The organism is Pontixanthobacter sp. CEM42 (assembly GCF_017812015.1).
Classification (GTDB): domain Bacteria; phylum Pseudomonadota; class Alphaproteobacteria; order Sphingomonadales; family Sphingomonadaceae; genus Pontixanthobacter.
The window spans coordinates 1,639,797-1,663,583 of sequence record NZ_JADQTN010000001.1; the positions used below are offsets into that span (position 1 = coordinate 1,639,797).

At 55.7% G+C, this 23,787-nt stretch carries 21 protein-coding genes; 12 read left to right on the forward strand and 9 right to left on the reverse strand.

Annotated elements, in window-relative coordinates:
• Positions 1 to 100: 100 nt before the first annotated feature.
• The 6 genes from J9777_RS07860 to J9777_RS07885 form a co-directional block, all read right to left on the reverse strand.
• Positions 101 to 847 carry a proteasome-type protease gene (locus J9777_RS07860; protein WP_209348166.1) on the reverse strand — a complete coding sequence of 249 codons (747 nt, stop codon included), beginning with the start codon at positions 845 to 847 and terminating at the stop codon, positions 101 to 103.
• A 99-nt stretch (positions 848 to 946) separates the two neighbouring features.
• On the reverse strand, positions 947 to 1,759 hold the full coding sequence (locus tag J9777_RS07865; RefSeq protein ID WP_209348167.1) for a transglutaminase family protein: 813 nt from the start codon (positions 1,757 to 1,759) through the stop codon (positions 947 to 949).
• Positions 1,756 to 2,703, reverse strand: coding sequence for an alpha-E domain-containing protein (locus J9777_RS07870; protein WP_209348168.1), 948 nt, complete (start codon positions 2,701 to 2,703; stop codon positions 1,756 to 1,758). Before J9777_RS07870 ends, J9777_RS07865 begins: the two co-directional genes overlap by 4 nt.
• A gap of 31 nt (positions 2,704 to 2,734) precedes the next feature.
• On the reverse strand, positions 2,735 to 4,162 hold the full coding sequence (locus tag J9777_RS07875) for a circularly permuted type 2 ATP-grasp protein (RefSeq protein WP_209348169.1): 1,428 nt from the start codon (positions 4,160 to 4,162) through the stop codon (positions 2,735 to 2,737).
• Positions 4,163 to 4,246: 84 nt separating this feature from the next.
• Positions 4,247 to 5,020 (reverse strand): alpha/beta fold hydrolase, encoded by a 774-nt coding sequence (locus tag J9777_RS07880; protein ID WP_245228541.1) that lies wholly within the window; start codon positions 5,018 to 5,020, stop codon positions 4,247 to 4,249.
• Positions 5,021 to 5,034: 14 nt separating this feature from the next.
• Positions 5,035 to 5,565 carry a DUF3617 domain-containing protein gene (locus J9777_RS07885; RefSeq protein ID WP_209348170.1) on the reverse strand — a complete coding sequence of 177 codons (531 nt, stop codon included), beginning with the start codon at positions 5,563 to 5,565 and terminating at the stop codon, positions 5,035 to 5,037.
• A 109-nt stretch (positions 5,566 to 5,674) separates the two neighbouring features.
• Here J9777_RS07885 and uvrB point away from each other — a divergent pair, with 109 nt between their 5' ends.
• Both uvrB and J9777_RS07895 read left to right on the forward strand, forming a co-directional pair.
• Complete coding sequence (gene uvrB, locus J9777_RS07890) at positions 5,675 to 7,861, forward strand: excinuclease ABC subunit UvrB (protein WP_209348171.1); 2,187 nt, start codon at positions 5,675 to 5,677, stop codon at positions 7,859 to 7,861.
• Complete coding sequence (locus tag J9777_RS07895; protein WP_209348172.1) at positions 7,858 to 8,400, forward strand: hypothetical protein; 543 nt, start codon at positions 7,858 to 7,860, stop codon at positions 8,398 to 8,400. The genes uvrB and J9777_RS07895 overlap by 4 nt, the downstream gene beginning before the upstream one ends.
• Here J9777_RS07895 and J9777_RS07900 read toward each other — a convergent pair.
• Positions 8,318 to 10,438: a protein-disulfide reductase DsbD domain-containing protein gene (locus tag J9777_RS07900; RefSeq protein ID WP_209348173.1), complete on the reverse strand. Its 2,121-nt coding sequence runs from the start codon at positions 10,436 to 10,438 to the stop codon at positions 8,318 to 8,320. The genes J9777_RS07895 and J9777_RS07900 overlap by 83 nt on opposite strands.
• A gap of 94 nt (positions 10,439 to 10,532) precedes the next feature.
• Here J9777_RS07900 and J9777_RS07905 point away from each other — a divergent pair, with 94 nt between their 5' ends.
• On the forward strand, positions 10,533 to 10,988 hold the full coding sequence (locus J9777_RS07905; RefSeq protein WP_209348174.1) for a lasso peptide biosynthesis B2 protein: 456 nt from the start codon (positions 10,533 to 10,535) through the stop codon (positions 10,986 to 10,988).
• On the opposite strand, the gene J9777_RS07910 is transcribed toward J9777_RS07905, so the two are convergent.
• Entirely contained in the window at positions 10,985 to 12,181 is a 1,197-nt protein-coding gene (locus J9777_RS07910) for a nucleotidyltransferase family protein (protein WP_209348175.1), read from the reverse strand. The genes J9777_RS07905 and J9777_RS07910 overlap by 4 nt on opposite strands.
• A gap of 64 nt (positions 12,182 to 12,245) precedes the next feature.
• Here J9777_RS07910 and J9777_RS07915 point away from each other — a divergent pair, with 64 nt between their 5' ends.
• The 9 genes from J9777_RS07915 (at position 12,246) to J9777_RS07950 (ending at position 20,441) form a co-directional block, all read left to right on the forward strand.
• Positions 12,246 to 13,961, forward strand: coding sequence for an ABC transporter ATP-binding protein (locus tag J9777_RS07915; protein WP_209348176.1), 1,716 nt, complete (start codon positions 12,246 to 12,248; stop codon positions 13,959 to 13,961).
• Positions 13,958 to 14,770 (forward strand): sulfotransferase, encoded by an 813-nt coding sequence (locus tag J9777_RS07920; RefSeq protein WP_209348177.1) that lies wholly within the window; start codon positions 13,958 to 13,960, stop codon positions 14,768 to 14,770. Before J9777_RS07915 ends, J9777_RS07920 begins: the two co-directional genes overlap by 4 nt.
• A 52-nt stretch (positions 14,771 to 14,822) precedes the next feature.
• Positions 14,823 to 15,419 carry an aspartyl/asparaginyl beta-hydroxylase domain-containing protein gene (locus J9777_RS14800; protein ID WP_209348178.1) on the forward strand — a complete coding sequence of 199 codons (597 nt, stop codon included), beginning with the start codon at positions 14,823 to 14,825 and terminating at the stop codon, positions 15,417 to 15,419.
• Positions 15,412 to 16,317, forward strand: coding sequence for a hypothetical protein (locus tag J9777_RS07930; protein WP_209348179.1), 906 nt, complete (start codon positions 15,412 to 15,414; stop codon positions 16,315 to 16,317). The genes J9777_RS14800 and J9777_RS07930 overlap by 8 nt, the downstream gene beginning before the upstream one ends.
• Positions 16,314 to 17,189, forward strand: a complete 876-nt coding sequence (locus J9777_RS07935) for a sulfotransferase domain-containing protein (protein WP_209348180.1) — start codon at positions 16,314 to 16,316, stop codon at positions 17,187 to 17,189. The genes J9777_RS07930 and J9777_RS07935 overlap by 4 nt, the downstream gene beginning before the upstream one ends.
• Positions 17,190 to 17,215: 26 nt before the next feature.
• Positions 17,216 to 17,512, forward strand: coding sequence for a PqqD family protein (locus J9777_RS07940; protein WP_209348181.1), 297 nt, complete (start codon positions 17,216 to 17,218; stop codon positions 17,510 to 17,512).
• Positions 17,513 to 17,645: 133 nt separating this feature from the next.
• Positions 17,646 to 17,777 (forward strand): hypothetical protein, encoded by a 132-nt coding sequence (locus J9777_RS14730; RefSeq protein WP_280842173.1) that lies wholly within the window; start codon positions 17,646 to 17,648, stop codon positions 17,775 to 17,777.
• A gap of 122 nt (positions 17,778 to 17,899) precedes the next feature.
• The gene (locus tag J9777_RS07945) at positions 17,900 to 19,555 is read left to right on the forward strand and encodes an asparagine synthase-related protein (protein ID WP_209348182.1); all 1,656 of its coding nucleotides are present in this window, start codon (positions 17,900 to 17,902) and stop codon (positions 19,553 to 19,555) included.
• 1 nt (position 19,556) lies between these two features.
• The gene (locus J9777_RS07950) at positions 19,557 to 20,441 is read left to right on the forward strand and encodes a glycosyltransferase (protein WP_209348183.1); all 885 of its coding nucleotides are present in this window, start codon (positions 19,557 to 19,559) and stop codon (positions 20,439 to 20,441) included.
• 4 nt (positions 20,442 to 20,445) lie between these two features.
• Here the strand turns inward: J9777_RS07950 and J9777_RS07955 are convergent, their stop codons facing one another.
• The gene (locus J9777_RS07955; protein ID WP_209348184.1) at positions 20,446 to 23,658 is read right to left on the reverse strand and encodes an FG-GAP-like repeat-containing protein; all 3,213 of its coding nucleotides are present in this window, start codon (positions 23,656 to 23,658) and stop codon (positions 20,446 to 20,448) included.
• Positions 23,659 to 23,787: the final 129 nt, after the last annotated feature.

Below are 23,787 nucleotides of genomic sequence, written 5' to 3' on the forward strand. Positions count from 1 at the left end.
TTGCCGAAAAATTCAGGATATTCGGACAATATTAGAATATCCGAAACGGATCTTTCACAGTACAAGTTCAGTCATTTCGAATAAACAGATCGCCATGAACTTAGGATTTTTCGTCAAAGCTGTAGTCAGGAAGCGAATGAAATGCTGATTTCAGCGCGTCGCCCCAGCTAGACGATATGGCTTGGAAATACTCATCATCATGCGTGATCCTGCGGACATGTGTAGCTTCGAAAGAAGCGCGCCCGATGACCATGAGATCAAGCGGCAGACCGACCGACAGATTGGCCTTTAGCGTCGAATCGAAGGACACCATGATCAGCTTCACCGCATCTTCAAAGCTCATATCCTTGTCGTAACCCCGGATCAGGATCGGGCGCCCATATTTGGTTTCGCCAATCTGGAAGAAGGGTGTGTCGAAGCTCGCCTCGATAAAATTACCCTCAGGGTAGATCATAAACAGGCGCGGCTCCATGCCTTCGATCTGCCCTGCCAGAATGATCGATGCGGTGAAGCGGCCCTTACCCCGCGCGCCATTGTCTTCCTGTGTCTTGGCAATGGTATCGCGCAGCAATTGGCCGATCTCTGACGCGACCTGAAACATCGTGGGCGCTTTCAGCAGCGAATTGTTACGATCTTCAGGCGCTTTTGTGCGTTCCTCAAGCTGACTGATAACCGCTTGCGTGGTCGCAAGGTTGCCAGCGGTCATAACCGACAGAATGCGCTCACCGGGGACCGTCCAGTGAAACATCTTCTTAAAGACAGAGATATTGTCGACGCCCGAATTCGTCCGAGTGTCGCTCATCATCACGAGGCCCTTATCGAGCACCATTCCAACACAATATGTCATGAGAAATCCTTCATCCGGCCAGCCGCCGTTATCGCGCGCGAATACACCTAGAAAATCGAACGGTCCATCCGAAATCGTGCACCCCGATCATTGACCGCATCATTGCTGAACTTGCTGCTCCACCTCGACATCGACCTGCAGGTCTTCGTTGAGCGAACCAAAAGTGATGCCAGTAATCGGCGCTGCATCACGGTAATCACGCCCGGTGGCAACGCGAACATAGCGCGGGTCGGGGCTGATGCCGTTAGAGATATCGAAACCAACCCAGCCAAGCCCATCAACATGCGCCTCTGCCCATGCATGGGTAGCGTCTTGTTCCACCCGATCATTCATCATCAGGTATCCGCTGACATAGCGTGCCGGGACATCCATCGCCCGCGCTGCACCAATGAAGATGTGCGCGTGATCCTGGCACACGCCGCTGCCTTGGGTGGCGGCTTCCTCAGCGGTGGTTTTCACTCCGGTCTGGCCCGTCATATAGGCCACATCGGAACGGATCCGTTCCGAAAGCGCATGCAGCCCGTCCAACTTGTTCCCGTCGAGCGTACCGATGTCCCGCAGCATCTGCTTTACGGTTGGCCCCGGCTTGGTCAGCGCGGTTTGGCCAAGGAAGCTCCACAATGGTAAATGCCCGGAATGGCGCCCAATAACGCCGGCATTGTCTTCCGTATCCACCAACCCTTCGCAGCTGATCAGGACTTCGCGAACGCCGGGTTCGACCGTTACCAGTGTAACCGTGTTGAAATTCTGGTCGTCATACTCAAGCTCGGCCTCGGCATTCTCGTATGACATTGTCCAGTCGAGAATTTTCTGACCTTGCGTTTCCTTCGGCGTCAGGCGCAACCGTTGCAGCGCATGCACCACAGGCTCTCTGAACCGATACCGGGTGTTATGGCGAATGGATAATCTCACGCGATGAACCTGTAGTCTTCCGCGATCGCGGCAGCGATAGCATTGTTGCGATTGCTAAAATCGATCAGGAACTGGTGCAGGCCAGTATCGAAAATATCGTCGATCGTGGTCGCGCTCATCTCGGTATCGGCATCGCGCATCAATTCGTTACAGAGACCTTCATTGTGATGGAGCCTGGCGAGCGCCGCAAGATTGTCCCGCAGAGCCGAATGGCAAAATGCTAAGCTGCGCGGGAAGCGGTCATCGAGCACCAGAAATTCAACAATGCCGCGCGCATCAATCTCGCCTGCGTTGAGCCAACGATAGGCGCGGTCGCCCGATACGGAGCGTAGCACATTGTCCCATTGACCCGTATCGAGGCTGGACCCGACATAAGATAGCGACGGCAGTAGCAGATAATATTTGATGTCGAGAATGCGCGCGATGCTGTCCCCGCGCTCCACAAACGTGCCGGCCCGCGCAAAATGGAAACCGGCATCGCGAAGCATTGAGCCAGCCATGGCTCCATGGACCTGCATCCCTGCACGCCGGACATCGCCGACAACTTTGCCAAGATTGCCCTGAGCAACGGGGCGCTTCAAATCATCCTGCAACTGCATCCAGCTGGTATTGACAGCCTCCCAGACCTCGCTGCTGATCACATTGCGGACCAGTCGAGCGTTGGTCCGCACCTGTTCGAACGTGCTCAGCACATTAGCGCTATTCTCTTTGTCCCGCAGGATGAAGTTCCAGACATTGGGGCCGGAGTAATCGTCTTCAAACTTCGCTTCAAACGCGACTTTCTGCCCTGAAGTGACAATGACAGAACGCCATTCCTCTTTCGCTTTGGTATGGTCACGTGTGAGCGCCATGCGCAGTCCAGCATCAAGCAGGCGTGCGGTGTTCTCCGCCCGCTCCAAATAGCGGAACATCCAGAACAGTCCGTTGGCTGTACGGCCTAGCATGCGCGGCTCGCGAGGGTGTCTAGAGCAGCCATCAGTCTTTCAGCACCCATGTATCTTTAGTCCCGCCGCCTTGGCTGGAATTGACCACCAGCGATCCTTTTTTAAGCGCAACCCGCGTCAATCCCCCGGGTGTGATATCTACGCCATTGGGCGATACCAAAACATAGGGGCGCAAATCGACATGGCGCGGTGCAAGGCCGCTCTTGGTGAAGATGGGTGTGGTAGAAAGCGCAAGCGTCGGTTGCGCGATGTAGTTTTCCGGCGTTGTCTTCAGCTTCTTGCGGAAAGCTGCGATTTCCTTCTTTGAGGCGGTTGGCCCGATCAGCATACCGTAACCGCCCGAACCGTGGACTTCTTTCACCACCAGCTCTTCGAGATTGTCGAGCACATAAGCGAGGCTATCATCATCCGCGCAGCGCCATGTCTGAACATTGGGGAGTAGCGGTTTTTCGCCGGTGTAGAATTCGACGATCTCCGGCATGAAGCTGTAAACCGCTTTGTCATCGCACACGCCTGTTCCCGGTGCATTGGCGATCGTGACGCCGCCAGCGCGGTAAACATCCATGATCCCCGGCACACCCAGGACAGAGTCCGAATTGAACGTCAACGGATCGAGATATTCATCGTCAATCCGGCGGTAGATCACATCGAGCGGTTGGAACCCGCGAGTGGTACGCATCTGCACGCGGCCATCCATTACCCGCAGATCGCTGCCTTCGACCAGTTCCGCGCCCATTTGGTCTGCAAGGAAAGCATGTTCGAAGTAAGCGCTGTTATAGATGCCCGGCGTTAGGACAGCGACAGTAGGCTTGCCCTTGGTTGCTGGCGGCGCACAGGCTGCGAGGCTCTTAGCAAGCTGACGCGGATAGGTTGCAACTGGCTCGACATCGACTTGCGAGAACAGCTCGGGGAACATCGCCATCATTGTTTCGCGGTTTTCGAGCATATAGCTCACACCCGAGGGAGTGCGGGCATTGTCTTCGAGTACAAACCACTCATCCGGCCCGGTCCGAACCAGATCGATCCCGACTATATGCGAATAGACACCGCCCGGTGGCGTAAACCCGACCATTTGCTGCAGCCATGCTGCATTGTTCTGAAACAGACGCTGCGGCACCCGGCCGGCGCGGATAATCTCTTGCCGGTGGTAGAGATCGTACATGAAGGCGTTGAGCGCACTGACACGTTGCTCGATACCGCGGACCAATCGCCGCCACTCGCCTGCACCAATAACACGCGGCACCATATCAAACGGGATCAAGCGCTCTTCGGCCTCATCCTCACCATAGACGTTGAAAGTAATACCGGTTTTTCGAAAATTGCTTTCGGCTTCACGGTGCTTGCGCTTCAGCCAAGAGGGGTCCTGCTGGTCGTACCATTCGCAATAGCCGCCATAAGCAGGGCGAACCGATCCGCCCTCCGCATACATCTCGTCGAAATTGGCTGGCGCCTCGCTCATGAACCCCCGAAAATGCTTGTCCAGCGAACGCAATCATTTCGCGTTCGTCAGGCTACCCCGTTGCAGCCTTATAAACCCAAAGCCTCACTTGTCTCCAAGTTCCCGTAAAATCGCCCGGATGCACTCTGGCGAGTAGGAAAAGCCAATGTGATTGCAGCGCAATGCCACAGCACGATCACGCTCGCCTTCCTTGCCGCAGGTACAGCGCGGGCTGACGATCCCGTCGCGCGCACTCCAGAAGGCGACCGTTTCCACGGGCGGTTTCTCGCCGACATCGCCCTCGATTGGCGGCTGATCCACCTTGTGACCGGTGACAAACTGATAGATGCGCCAAGCGTTGTTGGCGCGTGGATTGCCGCTGAAAGGCGATCCCATCGTAATGACTTTGGCCACTTTATCGGGATGGCGCTTCGCCAGCTCACGCGCGAACAGACCGCCAAGGCTCCAACCCACCAGCACGACATCACGGCCATAGCGCTCATGGATATCAATCAGTCGCTCTTCCAGAAAAGCGACATTCTCGGTCGTGGGACCAAAATTAAAACCCATACCCCAGCGCTTGACTGTGTGCCCTGCCCGCTCGATCTGCTGCGCCATATATTTCATGCGCACCGGATGCGTGCCAAAACCGGGAAGCATCATCACCGTTTGGGGTGACTGCGTTTCGGCAATCTCCATCTTGCGGAACAGCCGTAACGCCGGTTCCAACACTGCCCGCGCCTCTGCCAGTGTGTGCCGTATCTTCGGACGCGGCGCAGGCTCGGGATTGGTTTCCCGCGCCAAGGCAACCCTGCGCGACAATTCACCTTTGCGGATTTGCAATCCGTCGAGCGGTGATGGAGGTTGTTTGGCTGCCAACTTAGCTTCTGGATTTAGGGGCAATCGCCGATCCGCTCGGACTTGATGTTCATTTTCATGTTCATCTCGCCAATCGGACCGCCGCTAATTTTCATATCCATTTCGAGATCAGTCTGATCCGATTGGACAGTTCCGCTCATCGCCACTTCGGCGCCAGAACCCATTGGCCCGCTGCATTTCATATTGGCATCAAGATCCGATCCAGAGACGTCAAACTTGCTAAACTCGCATTGCGACGATTGATCCGCCTGCCCCAAGCCGCGCACCATATCCTGAAAGCCGTTTTCCGCCTCTTCCTGAGTCAGGCACCGCTCCGACGTATCGGTCCGCTGGGCCTGCTGCTCAGCCATCGCTTGCTGCGCTTCCGGAAGGCCCGTGATACTCACATCGACGACCTCGGTGACGGTCCGATAAAGTCCTGGCTCAGGCTTTTCCAGTTCTTCGATGGCCGCTGCTACTTCTTCCTGAGTTTTCGGTTCTTCGGCCTCGCTTCCGCAGGCGGCTAGGCCCAGAGCAAGGAGCGGCAGACAAAAACGGACACGCATCGGTAAATCCTCCTTAAAACATGGTTGCAAGCTATCAGTCGGACCACTCCCTGCCAAGCGCCGCATTGATGCCTTGCCCGCAGCCGGTTTACCCCCCATATGTTCCGCTATGTCTCAGCTCGTTATCCGCCGCGGTCTTGAAGAACCCGATACGTCCGAAGAATTCGTCCCGCACAAGCCCAATCGACCCGAAAAATCGATGCCGGGCAAGAAGTTTGAGCTCGTTTCAGATTATGAGCCCGCAGGCGACCAACCGACTGCAATTGCCGAATTGGTTGGCGGCGTTGGTGATGGTGAAGCAACGCAGACGCTGCTCGGCGTTACCGGTTCGGGCAAGACTTTCACTATGGCCAAAGTGATCGAGGAAACGCAGCGCCCCGCCCTGATCCTCGCGCCCAATAAAATCCTCGCCGCACAGCTCTTCGGGGAGTTCAAGAGCTTCTTCCCCAACAATGCGGTCGAATATTTCGTCAGCTATTATGACTACTACCAGCCCGAAGCATATGTCGCGCGGTCGGATACCTATATCGAGAAAGAAAGCTCGGTAAACGAGGCAATCGACCGGATGCGGCACTCGGCCACGCGGTCCTTGCTTGAGCGGGACGATGTCATCATCGTCGCCTCGGTTTCCTGCCTGTACGGTATCGGATCGGTTGAGACTTATTCAGCGATGATATTTGACATCAAAAAGGGCGAAAGCGTTGATCAGCGAGAGTTGATCCGGAAGCTGGTGGCGCTGCAATATAAGCGCAATGATGCAGCCTTTACGCGCGGTACATTCCGAGTGCGCGGCGATAATCTGGAACTCTACCCTAGCCACTATGAGGATATGGCATGGCGGATCAGTTTCTTCGGTGACGATATCGAGGAAATCAACGAGTTCGACCCGCTGACAGGTACCAAAGGCGCTAGGCTCGATACCGTTCGCGTCTATGCGAATTCGCACTATGTCACACCCGGTCCGACCATGAAGCAGGCCGCTGATGCGATTAAGTTTGAGCTGCAAGAGCGACTGAAAGAGTTGAATGAGGAAGGCCTGCTGCTGGAAGCCCAGCGGCTTGAGCAACGCACCAATTTCGATCTTGAAATGATCGCCGCCACTGGGTCATGCGCGGGAATTGAGAACTACTCGCGTTTCCTGACAGGCCGTCTGCCCGGCGAACCACCACCGACACTATTCGAGTATCTTCCCGAAAACGCATTGCTCTTTGTCGACGAAAGCCATCAAACGGTACCGCAGATCGGAGCGATGTCGAAAGGCGATCACCGCCGCAAACTGACGCTCGCGCAATATGGCTTCCGCCTACCCAGCTGTATCGACAACCGCCCGCTGCGCTTCAACGAATGGGATGCGATGCGCCCGCAAACCGTGGCGGTTTCGGCCACCCCTGGCGGCTGGGAAATGGAGCAAGCCGGCGGCGTCTTTGCCGAGCAAGTCATCCGACCCACGGGCCTGATCGACCCACCGGTCGAAATCCGCCCGGTCGAGGATCAGGTGCAGGATTGCATCGACCAATGCCGCCAGACTGCTGAGAAAGGTTATCGCACGCTCGTCACCACACTGACCAAGCGGATGGCGGAGGACCTCACCGAATTTATGCACGAAGCGGGCCTGCGCGTCCGTTACATGCATAGCGATGTAGAGACGCTCGAACGCATCGAACTGATCCGTGATCTACGGCTTGGCGTATATGACGTTCTGGTCGGCATAAATTTGCTGCGTGAAGGCCTGGACATTCCAGAATGCGGGTTAGTTTGCATCCTCGACGCCGACAAAGAAGGCTTTCTCCGCAGCGAGACCTCGCTCGTCCAGACCATCGGCCGCGCAGCGCGTAACGTCGACGGCAAGGTCATTCTCTATGCCGACCGGATAACCGGCAGCATGGAACGCGCGATGGCCGAAACCGACCGCCGCCGCGAAAAACAACGCGCCTATAATGAAGAACACGGCATCACGCCCGCGACTATCAAACGCGATATCGCCGATATCGTAGCGCACACAGCCAGCAAGGATAGCGTCACAGTCGATACCGGCGATGAGGAGGTTAACAATCTCGTCGGCCACAACCTCCGCGCCTATATCGAAGACCTAGAGAAACGCATGCGCGACGCCGCTGCCGATCTGGAATTCGAAGAAGCTGGCCGCCTCCGCGACGAAATCCGCAAGTTGGAAGCGGATGAGCTCGGCATCCCCGACGAAGACAAGAAAGCACCGATTGTCGGGCGTGCGCAGGAGGGTAAGCCTGGTACCCGGAAGATGCGCTATGGGAAAACACAGCGGAAGTTTGGGAAGTGAAGTCTGCTCTCGTCATCTCTCTCTTGCTCGCCATGACTGCCTGCAAACCACCCGCAACCGATGACTATGTCGAACGGGTAGCTTTGGCCGAGGTTGACGGCCATGCCAGCACGCCCATCGCTTCTCCTGACACCGAAGATGCCGTTTGGGTTGAGAGCGACCGAGCGGGCCGGATACTCTATGGTGTACCCGGCGGGACACCGTTGATGGCGCTTGCTTGCGATGAACAGAATGGCACGCGATTCGTGCACGTTACCCGCTTTGCTGCGGCCGATCCTGAAGCGAAGGCATTGATCGCGCTTATCGGTAATGGGCACACGGCGCGCTTGCCGATTGATGCGACATGGAATGGGCGCGTATGGCTGTGGGAAGGGAACTATCCCGCGAGCAGCCTTGATCTGAATGTCTTCACCGGCCCGCGCAGGGTCGAAGCGACCGTGCCCGGAGCCGGAAGTGTTATTCTGAACCCGAGTCCGCGTCCGGCGCAGCTGGTCGAGGCGTGTCGGCGGGAATCCGCTGAGACTGCTCCGCCAAGCTAACCAGACTGTCAGGCGTCAGCACTTGCGGCAGGATTTGCGCTTCGCCGCCCGCAGGGTACCAGACATAGAGCGGGACGCCCGCTGCACCATGCTCAGCTAGATATTCAGTGATCGCTGCATCGCGCCGCGTCCAGTCGCCGCGAATGGCTATCACGTCGGCTTGCTCAAATGCCGCACGGGTGGCTTCACGTTCGATCGCGACCCCTTCATTCACTTTGCAAGTGACGCACCAATCCGCAGTGAACCATGCGAAAACGGGACGTCCTGATGCGCGTGCCTCCACCAAAGCATCAGCGCTGTACGCGGCCGGATCGAGCAGCGATTTTGCGCTACTCGTCGCGTTCTGCGAATAGCTTGTCGGCAGCGCGAAAGCGGCGAAAATGGCGAAAGGCGCGACAATCAGACCAAAGGCTGGCCATGCCATTTTGCCGGCCTTTTGCAGGCGCCCGACAGCTGCCAGCGCAATAAACAGCCCGATAATGAGTACCATAGCCATCAGGGCGAACCCCTGCCCTCCGAGGCGAGAGACCAGCCACACCAGCGCCAGTGCGGTCAGGCCCATGGGGATCGCCATCAGCTTCCGGAAACGCTCCATCCATGTGCCCGGCTTGGGTAGCATGTTCCGGAGCGCTGGAACGAAGCCAATGAGCAGGAATGGCAGCGCCAAGCCGAGGCCTAGCACCGCGAAGAGCAGCAGCGCCTGATAGGTCGGGAGTAGCAGTGCAGCACCGACTGCCGCCGCCATAAATGGTCCGGTGCATGGCGTCGCAGCTACTGCAGCCAGCAGGCCTGTCGCAAAAGCGCTGGCCGGTTCGCCGCTTCGAGTGAGCCACACCGATGGCAATTCGAAGACACCTGCCAAATTGGCTGTGATCGCCACTGCCAGCACTAGCAGAGCCACAACCACGCCGGGTTCTTGCAGCTGGAATGCCCAACCGACTTGCTCACCTGCAGCCCTTAGAGCCAGCATGATCGCACCCAGTGCAACACAGGCGAGGATCACGCCTGCACTGTAAGCAACCCCCTCTTTGCGCGCCTCGCTCTCACTTCCGCCAGCACGTGCGAGGCTCAATGCCTTCAAGCTCAGGATTGGGAACACACAGGGCATGATATTGAGGATCAACCCGCCAGTCAGGGCGGCCAGCAACAGCAAGCTCAAAGCAGGAGCGTCAGCAGACAGCGTGGCAAAAGACCCATCGGGCGAAGCAATATCGCTTGGCCGCGCGGTGAACCGCACTCCGTTTTGCCCCTCAAATGCCAGAATACCGGTGATCTGGTCCGGCCTTGCGTCAGGGTCTGACAGTGAAATTTCTGCAATCAGCATGTCGTCACCACGCATGAAGGTCTGAACCGCTGCATATTGCACAAGGTCGATATTCGCGATGTAAATATGTGGATTGGATAGAGTCACCGCAGAAGGAAGCGGGATCGCGATACGCAGCGTATTCCCGTCCATTTCGAACGTGGCTTCGCTGTCTATCATTGGGGGAATAGCCGTCCGCCACTGGGCAAAGCGATCATCACCGAAGTCACCCTGACCCACTGGCAACGTAATCTGCATTTCGCCTTCTTCCGGCACACATATTTGGTCGGTGCAAGCAAGCCATTCCGCTTTCAACCCAATCTGTGCTGCGCCCGATTCGGGCACATCGTCCGGCACCGAAACGGGGATCAGAACCGCATATGAACCCTCATAAATGTGATTCATCAAACCGCTGATCAGCAACTTCTTCGGTACCGGGTATTGCGGCTCGCCAGCCGTCCAGTCTTCCGGCAAGTCCCATTCGAGCTGCATTCCGTAACCCGCGTCGCCAGGGTTTTCCCAATAGCCGTGCCATTCCTCGGAGACCGGTTCAAAATGGATCGCCAGCGTCAAATCTTCGCCCGCAATCGCCGGCCCATCTGCAACCAACGTCGCTTCAATATTGGGATCGATGCCGGGGATATTCTGGGCGTAGCTCGTGGCACTGAACGCCAAAGCGATCATCAGTGCCGGGAAAGCCGCAAACCGGTGCGCCCATTGGCGGATAGCAGGCATTGCGGGCAATCTCCTTGCGTACTCCCCGTCCGCGCATTTAGGGAGAGTTTGTCTATCCCGCAATGCATGCCATCAAAGGCCCAACCACGCGACCATGCCGATTCTGCGAAAACTCCAGACTTTCAGCGGCTTGCCCGGTGCAGAGGCTTGGGCATTTTTCGAGGCGACAGTTTTGCTAGCTTACGCACGTTTGCTCGTAAATTTGGTGCCGCTTTCGCGCTGGCGCAAACAGATCGAAGTCTCGAGGAGCGACACTTCAGAAGTTTCTCCACTCACCAAACAGCAACGCCAAACTTCGCGGATGATAACGCGAACCATCAAGCGGGCTGGCCGCAATTTGCCGGTCAAATTCGTCTGTCTGCCACAAGCATTTGCAGCGCGGTGGATGCTTTCACGCAGGGGCATTCCGACCGAGTTGTTCCTTGGCACCCAACTGGCCGCCGAGGAAGATCGCGAATTTCACGCCTGGCTCAAAGCGGGCGATATTATGATCACCGGCCATTGCGATGAAGAGGCGTATGCCGTGTTTGGCTCGCAGCGACGCGCTTAGGGTTTCGCAGCGACCAAACGTTTCAAGGCACGCCCCATGCCGAGAATCGGCGACAGCACGCCAAGAACCCAAAACCGCCCTGGCTTTACAGAAATCGTTGCAAGATCGCGCGGACGGGCCAGCTCGCGCAGCAAAGCATGGCGGCGATAGCCACCACCACTTTTCAGCAGCACAGAATGACGGAACCGGTCACGGTAATGTGCCCAGTCTTTGAGGCTATGCGGCCGCGACGGCATATCCTCAAACATCATCCCGAGTTCCAAATCAATCAAATCGCTGACATCATGCTGCATCAAATCTGCAAACGCAGCTGGGATAGGCGTGCCAAGGACCCGTTCCGCCAAAGCCAGACTTACTGCACCGATCCGCTGAAGATCGTCGCTAGCGAAAATCTCTGCCGCCTCGCCAGCCTCCTGATCTGAAAGGCCCCGCACCACGTGATCAACATCTGCCAACCATTTCAGCCGCACCCAACCCGACTTCGCCCCATGCACACAGATATAGACGCAATGCATTGCCGCAGGGAGCATAGGGATCGTTTGCCCGCCGATTGTCGTGCCTACGACGCTTTGTGACCATAGCTGATCAATCCAGGGCATTAGTGAGGGGTTCGGAACCATCCGCCAGTGGAGATCAAGCTGCATCCCATCGCTTTTACGGATGAAAGTGAAAGCGTTGTGCAAAGCCATGAATGTCTCGCGGCTTTGCTCGGTAAGATCGAAATCAGGATAGAAAAGCTCAAAGCCATGCGCCGCGACGATCTGTTCTGCCTCAGCGTAGCGATCCGGCGCCACAAGCAGATCAACGTCGATCATTTGCCTCTGCGACGGGGCAGCGTAATACTCTGCCGCAATGCCGACCCCTTTAAGCGATGCACAAGCAATACCCTGCTTCGAAAACGCCTCCATCAACTCACTCGCAAGCTTGACAGCGCGCATATAGTATTCCGCGTTTTCACTGGTCTTCCCAGAGAAGTGCCGCACTAAGTCCCCGGGCGGATTAATGGCCGAGAATTGCTGTAGTCCCGCATAGACAAGCGCGCCAACGCGGTGACGCTCAACCAGTGCCGCAAACCGTTCCCAGTCAAAGTCGTCCGTAGAGCTCAATATTTCAGTCAGGAACGGCGACGCATCGGGCGATTCTGCAATTAGCAGCGCCAGCAACTTCTGCTCGATGTCCAGACGGTCGTTCAACTTTGCTCCCTCGTGTGATGTTTGCTTGTTGCCTTTGACACCATCTGGCAAGACTCGTTTCGCAATGGGGGCCTTTCGATCTTATTTTGCTGATGTCAGGCGCGACGCGGGCGGTGATCTTGGCGTGGCTGCGGCGTTGGTGGGAACAGGCGCCGTGCTGGAGGGTATCGGCATCGTTGCGATCCTTCCGTTCGCCGCGCTGATTACCGGAAACGCCGATACGCAGGCTGCGCGTTCTATCCTCGAATTCATGAGCGATTTCGGCATCTCGACCGAACTTGGGCGAGCGATAGCGCTATCCTGCGGCTTCCTGTTGCTGCTCGCGCTTCGCGGACTGGTCGTTTGGAAACGCGACACGAAGCTATTTCACATGGGCCTTGGCTATGTCGATCGCTGGCGCAGCAAGCTGTTTCGCGCGATTGCCGATGCGCGGTGGGGCGTGGTGAGCAATCTGCGCCGGACCGATATCGAGCATTCGATTACCAGTGATGTGATGCGGCTCTCCTCGGGAACCGATCGGATGCTAAAAGGGGGTGCGGCGATTGCTCTCGCGGGCGTGCAACTGGCAATCATTGCATTGCTAGCCCCAGTGCTCTTGCTGATGGTCTTCGGCTTGATGTTGATCGCTGCCGCAGTGACGATACCCCTGCTCCGAAAAGCTGATCGCTTAGGTCAGCGGCTAACCAAGTCGGGACGCAAGATACACAGCGTGCTGGGCGACTTTCTCATCAGCCAGAAACTGGCGCGACTGAACAATGCCGAAAACGAGTTCTTTGATCGCTTTGACGGCTCGGTGCGCGATGTTCGCTCCCATCAGTCGGAGTTTTTCGCGTCGCAAACTGCGGCAAGAGTAGGGTTCCAATTTGCAGCGGGCTGTGTGGTCGTTGCCGCGCTGCTGGTGGGTTTCTTCGCGCTCCAAACACCGTTGTCGATCTTGGCAGTGACGCTACTAGTGTTGGCCCGTTTGGTCGGCCCCGTGCAGATGATCGCGCAAACAGGGCAAGCGATTGCCAACACTCTTCCGGCCTATTCATCTCTGCAAAACACCTTGGCTGAACTTCAGGCCAATGCGGAGCCGTCCATCAATCTTGACGACATCGAACCGAAGACCGGTCCGGCCGCGCTCACGCTTTCAGCTATCTCGTTCGCATATTCCGAGAATAGTTCACCAGTCCTGCAAGGGATCAATTTGTCCGTCGCTCCGGGCGAAATCGTGGCGATTGCAGGCGTATCGGGAAACGGAAAAACTACTCTACTCGATATCGTCAGCGGACTGCACAAATGCGCCGAGGGAACTGTCGCGGTTGATGGCAAGCAGCTCATTGAACCTTCTGATTTCCGTAATTGGCGCTCCCAATCGGCCTACCTCCCGCAAGATCCATTTCTGTTCGACAGCAGTTTGCGCGAGAACCTCACTTGGTCTGCACGGGAAGTCAGCGATGACGCTTTATGGACGGCGCTCGAAACCGCCGAAGCAGACCAGTTCGTCCGCAAAATGCCTGATGGTTTGGGTAGCCGTGCAGGTGAACGAGGGCAAAACCTATCGGGCGGCCAACGCCAGCGAATATGCATCGCGCGAGCACTCCTTCGAAAGCCGCGATTGTTGATTCTAGACGAGGCGACAAATGCCCTCGATGCACAGCTAGAGAAAGATATCCTGCACCGACTCATTGCTATGCGCGACCAATTTTCGATAATCTTGGTCACACACCGGCCCGATACGCAGCGTCTGGCTGATCGCATTGTAACACTCTCTGGCGGGACGATTGTAAGCCGATGAGCAGCGAACTGATTGAACAGCGCCGCGCTTCCATCAAGCGACATCTATTCCTGCTGTGTCCCAACAACAGCGGCTCGACCTATCTGTCTCGCGCACTTGCGACATCGCAATCTGTGTGGAGCCTGGAGCGCGAAGGGCAGCACACGCTAGGTTTTGCAGGACCGCATACAGGCGCGTCACCCTGGCCGCTGATCTGGGCCGCGGAAGAGAAGTCACTCACACATTTCCGCAATTCGCGTGATTATGATTGGGAACGGACCAAGAAAGCCTGGTATTTCCATGCAACCGCAGCTCGCGATGATGCCCCGGTTTTCCATACTAAGTCTCCCCCGTTTCTACTGATCGCAGACCAATTGGCCGCGAATTTCGAGAACCCGTCTTTCTTGTTCATGGTCCGCAATCCATATGCCGCGCTTGAAGGGATTCTAAGGCGACGTAAGCCAGTCGACGACGGGGACCTTCAACTTAACATGCCCAGGATTGCGGCGCGGCATCTAATTACGTGTTTCAAATACCAGCGCGACAATATCGCGCGTTATGCTGACGATTCTTTCGCCTTTTCCTATGAGGCCTTGTGCAGCGATCCTGCCGAGATCGCACGCGGAATATCGGAGCTTGCTCCCGAACTGAACGATCTTCACCTATCGCAAAGGCTCGCTGTAAAGGGCACTTATGACGAGACACTGCGCAACATGAACGATGACCAGATTGCCCGACTGACCGACGCGCAAATCGCGATGGCAAACGAGGTTTTTCGCCCAAATGCGGAACTGCTGTCGCATTTTGACTATTCACTGATCAGAACCTAGGCGTAGACTGAACATATCACGATATGATGTGATGTGTTGAGGAATCGGAATAGTGCCGCCTAAGGTTCAAAAACCACTGAATATCAGGCTTTTAAACTCGGTTGACGCACAGAAGTTGACGGCGCTCGCGCAGCGCGTATCGTCAACCACCTGGGGCGACGAAGACGGGCGAAAAGAAAACGATTTCGACGTATTCCATCACACGCAACATGTGATTTTTCGCTTCATTCGTGACAACCGTGATCCAGAGGATTGCTACGCCAACCCCGCTTGGGATATTTGGGAGCCGGTGCTGATGCCGGTTATGCAGGCAGCGATTGCGCCCTATCAATTCCGCAAGCCGCAATTTCCGAAAGCGATGCTGGCCAAACTCGCTGCGGGACACACAATCGATCCGCATTATGACGGGGCTGGATCGAACCAGCGTGTCCACAAAATTCATGTCCCGCTGGTCACCAATTCCGAAGCAACGTTTCTCGTCAACGGCGAGAACTTCCACTTGGAGACGGGCAAAGCTTACGAAGTGAACAACATCGTTTCCCACGGCGCGGCAAATGGCGGACCAGAGGACCGCATCCATTTCATCTTCGAGGTGTTTGAAAGCGACTACGAAGACGCCCAGCAGAACGGCGCGACCGCCAATGTATAGCGCCTATGGGTTGGCAATACAGTCGGACATAGCACTCCCCGCCCTAACCCGGATCGAACCAACAACGCCAAATATTACCATCGCGGCGGCAAACATCCCCGCAGATGCAGGCGGCAAAACCAAGTTTCGCAATTGGGAAGCCGAGCCTAACCGCTTCCTAAGCCACTTCTTTGGTATCGGGCGGTTTCTCGTCACAGGCGGCGACACCATCCACTACACCCCTGAAGACGGCGCGGACGACACGCAGATCATTTCGATCCTTCTGGGAACCGCACTTGCTGCTGCTCTGATGCAGCGCAGGATCCTGCCGATCCATTCGTGCAGCGTGTTGACGGACAAGGGCGCAGTGCTGGTGATGGGGCGTTCCGGCGCCGGTAAATCGACCATGCTCGGCGGATTGCTCGCGCTGGACCTGCCGATGCTGGCCGACGATGTGACCGGACTCGATGTGGACGCAGCTGGAATCCCCATGGCCATTCCCGGCTTTCCGGCAATGCGGCTTTGGGAGGACTCGCTAACCGAACTCGGCCACACATCTGATGGTCTTGCGCAAGTTCGCAGAGACATCAGCAAGTTTTATCTACCGGTCTCAAAATTCCATGGCGCACCCGAACCGATCAGGGCGATCATCCATCTGACAGCCAGCAACGAATCCGAGGCACGGATCGAGACGATGAACCAAGCGGAGCGCGTCGAATGCCTATCCCGCTTCATCTTCCGCAAGAAGTTCATTGACGGCATGGGCATGCGTCGCTTTGCTTTCCAGCAAGTTGCGAAAACAATCAATCACGTCACTCTCCTCAGGGTTACCCGCCCGGCTGCCACGATAGAGCCCAAACAGCTTGCGCAAACGATGCTGGATCAGATTGCAGAAACCGAAGCGGCGACAGCCCCGTGACCACAGCCCAGTTCAACAATGACCAAAAGCTGGTCTGGCTTGCCTCTTATCCAAAGTCCGGCAGCACTTGGTTGCGCAGTTTGTTGACTGCCTATCTGCTGCCCGGCGATGAGTTTGATCTCAACGCTATGGTCGGTGAGCATGACCCGTTTGATAGGCAGATGTTGGATGATCATGCTGGCATCAGTTCCGCGGATTTCCTGCCGCACGAGCTGATGCCATATCAAGCGCAGCTTCACTGCGATATGGCGCGCGAAAGCGACGATTGGCGATTAATCAAAACGCATAGCGCCTATCTAACGGCGGATGGAGGAAAAGAACTGTTCCCGGCCTCAGCCAGCGCCGGAGCCATCGTAATCGTGCGCAATCCGATCGACATTGTCCCTTCCTATGCCCACCACGAGGGCAGGGATTACGACTGGATAATCGCACATATGCGCAACGAGGATGCCGGTGCCGATAGCTGGCGCAATCGCAGTACCCCGATGCTCCCACAGCAAATGTCGAGTTGGTCGATTAATGTCGAGAGCTGGCTCAGCCAGTCCAAAATCCCGATCCTAATGCTGCGGTATGAAGATATGCATCGCGATCCTGAAACTAGCTTAACTGCGGTTCTGCGCTTTTGTGCAATCGATGTCGAACCGGACTTGGTAACAAAGGCAATCGCCCGGTGTAGTATCGACCGCCTAAGAGCGGATGAGAAACAAACGGGATTTAACGAAAGACCGTCTACCCGACGAACTTTCTTTCGTTCGGGGACAATTGGAGATGGCCTAAGAAGCCTATCGCATGAACAAATCAAGATGATATTGGCCGATCATGGCAAACTCATGGATACCGTCGGCTACAATTCCGAAGTGCCAGTTATCTAGAAAAAAGTGAATAAGCAGAGAAATTTATGAATCAGTCCAAGTCAACACTGTCGACGGATAGCGTCGTCAAGCACAATGAAGATGTGCTGTTCAGCGAAGTGGCCGATGGCATGTCACTGATGGATATCGAGAGCGGGAAGTACTTCCATTTTGACGAGACCGGCGCACGCATCTGGAAGCAGATAAATGGTGAGATGCAGATCAGCGAAATCTGCGACAAACTGCAATACGAATTCGACGTGGAAGCCGAAACCTGCCAAAGAGATACGCTAGAGTTCCTCCAAGAACTAGCGGATATGGACCTCGTAAAGACCGGAGGATAGTCGGGTTCGTACAATTCTTACCCGGCTGGAAACTATAGGTAAAACTACAATATTCTTGCCAGAGCTCCATTTCTCATCTTTAAGAGACGGAGCAATGGGCAATTTCTAGCGATTATATCGAGGGGTACCGACCATGAGCAATGCAAAAGATAACCGGACGGAATGGAAAAAGCCGCAGGTGACTGCAATCACACCGGTACGCCGTACGCGCGGTGGTCCGGGTAACATCCGTCCAGTGGAAAACGCTTTTTACGCGACCTCGTAATAGAAGCGATTTGTATTCGTCATTTGGCGACACAAAAATGAAAACGGGCGCAACTGAAGAGTTCGCGCCCGTTTTGCTATTTCCTGTTGCCATGTCTGACAGCAGGGTAAAGACAATCGATCATGCTGCTCGCTAAATTCGACAGGCAATCACCAACAACGCGCGATGCGCCCGGCGACACCGTAATCCTCGCTGATGCCCGGATTGATGACCGCCAGGCACTGCTGGCGAAGTTGGGGATCACACAGCCCATAGCTGACGAAGGGCTAATCCTCGAAGCCTATGCACGATGGGGCGAAAAATGCGTCGATCATCTGATCGGTGACTTCGCATTTGTCATTGTCGACGCGCGGCGCAAGCAAATTTTCTGCGCGCGGGATTACATCGGCGCGCGGCCACTGTTTTACTCGCTCGACCATGACGAGTTACATATCGCCGGCGATATCGCAGGCCTAGCGAATGATCGGTCGCGCGAATTTGATCATCGCGTCGTCGCCTCAGTCCTCGCGTTCAACACCTACTTCCCAACAGACCGCACGCTCTTAAAACACGTCAAAAGGCTTCCACCCGGTCATACTCTAACCGTTCGCGCTGATAGCCACACGTTGGAACGATATTGGGAACCACGCAATTTTTCGCTGCTGAAACTGCCAAGCGACGATGACTACATTGAGTCTGGTCGTGAGCTTCTAGCCCAAGCAGTTTCGGACAGATTGCGCGATACGGCGCGACCGTCAGTACATCTGAGCGGCGGGCTGGACTCATCGGCTGTCGCCGCGCTCGTCACGAACTCGCAACGCGAAGCTGGCCACTCCGATCCGCTAGCTTACGCGTGGTATCTGGGCGATACTGACAATCCAGCAGACGACGAAACGCGGTGGGCAGAAGCTACCCGATCGGCGCTCGATGTAGTCATGCACGCACCAACAGCCACAGTCGATGGACTCACCGCGATTTTACGGGCTGACTGGTGCCTCGCGCCCGATGCATCCAACCTGTTTGGCGAAACCGCAATACTGGACCACGCCCGCTCTCACGGTGTGGACACCATTTTGTCCGGCTGGGGCGGTGACGAGGGATTATCTTTCAACGGGCGCGGGTACCGCGCGGAATTGCTGATGAGCCTGCGATGGCGAGAGCTCGCGTCCATCTGCAAAGGTCCATTTCCTGCATCGCTGGCGCGCGGCATCAAGCAGGGACTCGGAGAACTTGCTCAATCAAAGACTGGTGAGCAAGCGAAGGCAAAAATCTGCACAAGTTACTTGAGGCCAGAAATCGTCGCCGACGTAGAGCTATTTACCCCTGCACCAATATCACTTCATAGTTCCCGTCAGGCGATGGCAAGTTTGCTGGAAACGGGCGCGCAAACTGCACGGCTTGAAGATTGGGCAATTGCCGGTCGATCCCACGGAATAACCTATTCTTATCCGCTATTGGATCGCCGGGTCATCGAGTTTGCTTTGTCGCTTCCCGGGCATTTATTCTATCGGCCGGAGGCGCGGCGTTGGATCATGCGCAAAGTACTTGATCCAAAACTGCCCGATTTGGTCCGTTGGAACGATAGCAAGCTGGAGCTCGCCCGTGTGAACCATCTCAAAGCGCTTATGGCAGAAGCTTTCGAGCAATGCGCTGATTTGCTCGAAGGATGCAGCGATTTTGAAGGCAGAGAGCAGTTTGTTAATGTAGACAGACTCATCGATGATTTGCGCGGCCCGAAGGAAAACCTGTTGGACAATTTTTCAAACAAGCGCCGCGCGCTGCAATTCCTGAAATTCTAATATGGCAGCGCCCACACAAATATCAGAGATCGTGACTGTCACATCGCGCGGCTATTTGCCAGGCACACAGGTGATGCTGCATTCGTTCTTGCACCACAATCCATGGTTCGACGGACAGATTACAATCTTGCACGACGATTTGTTGGCCGACGATATGGCTACGCTTCGCCTCGGTTTTCCAGCCATCACATTTGTGGGTCCGTCGACCGAACTGACGGCGGCGATGGACACGCTGGTAGCGGACTTCCCAAATTTGAAAGACCGACAGCGGCGCTTCCTCTCATTAGAAGCATTTCACCCTGATCGCATTGGCCGCGCACTGTTTTGTGACGGCGATCTTCTGTTCCGCAACGATGTCTCTGCGATACTTGGTGCCAACGCCCAACTGATCGCATGCGGTGATCGCGCACAGATCGCTGGCGCTGGGCGCGATCCCGCGTCCATGAAAGAGCGCAGCGCATGCGATCCAAAGACCGATTCTGATAGCTTCAATGCAGGGCTAATGGTGATTGATGAGTCACTTCGAACAGAAATTGTCTGGAACCAGCTTCTGGGCCAACTCGATCCTCAAGCATGGCAATCGGTAACCTCAGACCATACCGACCAAACCGTTTTTAACCGCCAGTTCGGCAATCAAGTGACGCTCGCCGATCCTGCCTACAACTATCTGGTTGGCCATGCCGGACGCGTACGTTCGGCAATAGCAAGCCCAATGAGCGATGCAAAAGTCCTCCACTTCAATGGTCCTGCAAAGCCGTGGAATTTCGGCGCGCATCTGGCAGCGACAGCGAACGACGCAAGCTTTGTGAAGGCCATGCAGCACTGGTTTGATGCCTACATCGAATTCTTGTCATCCTATCATTTCGCGCTTGGTTCGCCGGATTAACGGTTCAGCGGGTACGACGGACAACCAACTCGCTATTGGCGTCGAATGGTCCCTTTAGCGCAGTCTTGCCGCCATCGCGCCATGTTACCTGGACGGACTTCACTGTCATCGCGTTACCCAAGCCAAAATGCGCTTGCGGGTGAATTCCCGTCGCAAAACCGCCGCTCTGGCGGATCTCACGGAGCTGTTTGCCGTTTTCGGTTTCAATCACGACTTGTGCACCAACTCCCGCACGATTGCCGATAGAATCTTCTAAACGCACCCAGAACGCTCTTCCCGATGGCGCATCGTTGCGATGGACGATCGGCTGCGTCAGGGCCGATGCGCGGATAACATCCATATCGCCGTCACGATCATAATCGGCCAGCACATAGCTGCTTGTTGCCATGCCATCCGCTAGGCCAAACCGCGCCTCATCACGTACAAATTTCTTGCCTTTCAGGTTGCGATAGAATGCGTTGGGAACGGTGGTCCTATGATAGGTCATCCCCGATCCGACGAATACATCCTGCCAACCATCCTGATCGAGATCTACGAAGCGCGAGTTCCAACTCCAGCCGGGCCGGTCAAGGCCTAGCTCTTCACTGCGATCCTGATATTTGTCCCGGGCATCCATCTGCAGAAAGACATTACGGCGGCCAATTCCGCCGACATAATCCATCTTCTCGATTGCCTTTTTCGCATCAGGGAATCGTTCGGATGCGGCCCGAATGCAGTGACGGACAAATATCTCGCCCAGACCTGCAACATTATCACAATCGCCTGTATCCGATACGTAACCAGCCCGTTGGATTGCACTGATCCCGGCACACATTGCGCGATAAGTCGGATCGCCGATGCGATCACATTTGGAGTATGTGGCATGGGCAAATTCCATCGGTTCCGACCGGTACCGCGTATTTAAATAGCACTCGCCAACCGATCCGATGTTAAGCTGCGCGTCCTCACAATATTTGAATGAGGGAGCGTCTTGCATGCGCGTCGTCGGCATAGCGATCTGCGCAGAATAGAGTTCTTGGCGCAGATCGTTATCGATATCCCCCATATCGTAGCTCATGGTGGTGCGTGTGAGATACGGGATCAGGCCTGACGACTTCTTGGCGAGTTCAAATGTCCGGTCACCGCGATTGAGATAAATCTTGTCAGCCGTCGAAACATCATCGCCAATCGCGATGTCGGGGCGCCCATCCAGATCGATATCAGCGACCAATGATGTAAGGGATTCTCCAGGAATACCCTCAAGCTCCTGCGCTTCGAATGTGCCATCGCCCTCGTTCCAGAAAATCCGGTCTTGCGAGGCCATTAGATAGGGATCGTTGTTGTTGCCGACCGTGCCCAGTGACCAGTTTGCGGCAACGATATCCAGATCACCATCATCGTCGAGATCAGCAAACGCTGGCGCACCCATCATCCCGGCGTTGCCGTTGGGCAGAAGCGTGCGATTTGCGTAGGAAAATTTGCCATCAACGTTCCACAAAATGTTGGTGTCATGCATGAAATTGGAGATCAGTAGATCAGGTAGGCCGTCACCATTCAGATCAGTAAATGCCATAGAGCCGACAAATTGATCTGCAGTAGGGCCTAAATCAATCGGAACTTCGACAAAACGCCCGCCACGATTGGAAAAAAGTTGCAAACCGCCGACCGAGGGATTGCGCGCGATCGCAACATCAACCCAGCCATCCTGCTCCAAATCGCTAGCCGCCATCGCCCAATACATCAGGTACGGCTCCAACACATCCATACCGATCGCATATGGTTCGACATCGATACCCACTTCCGGACCAAGCAAGCGCTCGAAACCTGTCTCGACTGCGGGAGCATAGGTTTGTGTCATCACAGGAGAAACCAACGCCGAAACGGCACCTTCGCCGGAATGTGCAATGTCAGCACCTGCTGCGCTATACAAAACAGGTTCCGCCGCCGGTTCATCGACTACCGTGTCAGCGGCCATCAATGGCGCGACCGGACGTTCCAATTCGAAGCCATCAAGATAGCTGATATTTGCACGGTGCGTTTCCAGCACGACATACTTGTCAGCATAGTTCGCCGCCACCCCGCAGACGACTGCGAGGCCTGCCAATGAGGCCATCATGCCGCTGGCAATCTTCCACGACACGGCTCTCCCCACGATCATGTAAGAATAGATGCTAAAGCAGCCGAGCGCGAACATCAGCGTCATCGCATATTTCACTGGCCACCCGGCATTGACCAAGATCACCGCCAAAATAACGTCGAACGCGATTGGTACCGGCAAAACAATGCCCAGCACGGCGATCCCGACCATTGTGATCAGGATCATGATTTCGGAACGCGGTGCACCAATTGCACGGCGAAAATCATTCCAGTCGAATACCGTCACCATGATCGCACCGAGAACGCCCGCGAGGATCATCAGTGGCACTGTCACCGCAACGATAAACATCAAATTGCGACCAAACGTCTTGGCAAGCCAGGCTGCTGCTTTGGGCCAACTATCGACATCGGATGCGGGAACAGGCAGCGGACGCAAAGCCTCTAACTTGCGGGCGATCCAACCGCGTTTGTCGTCGAGTTCGTTATGCGCCCGATCGAGCGCCTCTTCGCGGAAGCCGGAACTTCCCAGAATGCGCGTCAGGATCGGCACACCGATGATTACAAATGCCAATGCGCCAAGCAGCTTGATCGCGGCCATGTGCGTGGGCAGCAGCGCGAAAGACATACTCACCACAATCACATTCAACGTCGGCGACGCAACGAGCGCACTCAGTGTCGTTTCCAACCGCATCCCCGCGCTATGTAGGCCACGTGCGATAGGCGCAGCGCAGTTCACGCACACGCCCAACGGCGTACCGATGGCGGCACCTAAAGCAGCGTTGGCAAACGGATTCTCGAAGCCCCGCCGTTCGATCAAGCCGAACAATGTGAGCGCGCATGCAGCGAACAGCACGCCGAAAGTCATGCCCTTCCAATTGGTGTACATCCAATTGATTGAGTTGACGAAAACTTCCCACAAAATACTGCTATTGGGTAGCATTTCGAGGACCTGGTCGAAGGCGATACCGCTCATATCGGCGTCGCCGCCCATCATCGCTTTCTCATCAAGCGCGGGATATCGTGACTGGGTCCAGAAATAGAGCGCGATGAATGCCGTCAACAAAGCCGCCAGCACTAACCGGCGGTCGCTCAATAGCCGCGCCAGCATGCCTTGCTCCGAAGGTACTTCAAGCGTGTTCATTCGGCCCCATCATGATCGATCAGACTATGCAAACCCAATTGCGCGTTCCTAGCCGGTAAGATCGCTCCGGCAAGTGTCGAAAGCCTTGCCTATCGCAATCGTGTGCTTCTAGGACAAATCAGACAATGC